The 255-nt window shown below is 65.1% G+C and carries 1 protein-coding gene; it reads right to left on the reverse strand.

Annotated features, from left to right (window positions below; all coding sequences use genetic code 11):
• On the reverse strand, window positions 1–255 hold a 255-nt coding region (locus IB262_RS36865; protein WP_192359284.1), incomplete at both ends, for a VCBS domain-containing protein.

Here is a 255-nt window from a genome sequence, read left to right on the forward strand (position 1 = left end):
TCTGCGTCAGCGTCTGGCCGGCCTGCAGCGAGTCCAGCACGCCGTCGGCGACCTTGAAGTTCCAGCCGATCCTGTCAGCTGCCTGATCGACCGCATCCAGCGAGAAGGTACCGAGATAACCACGGCCTTGCGGCAAGAAGCTGGCGCTGTGGGTGTCGAGCGTATCGACGTCGGTAAACGTCACCGCGCCGTCCTGCGTGTGCGTCACCGTATTCTCGCCCGTCGCCTTGTCGGCGATCTCCGTCACCGCACCGC

The organism is Ensifer sp. ENS02, from assembly GCF_014851885.1.
GTDB lineage: Bacteria > Pseudomonadota > Alphaproteobacteria > Rhizobiales > Rhizobiaceae > Ensifer > Ensifer adhaerens.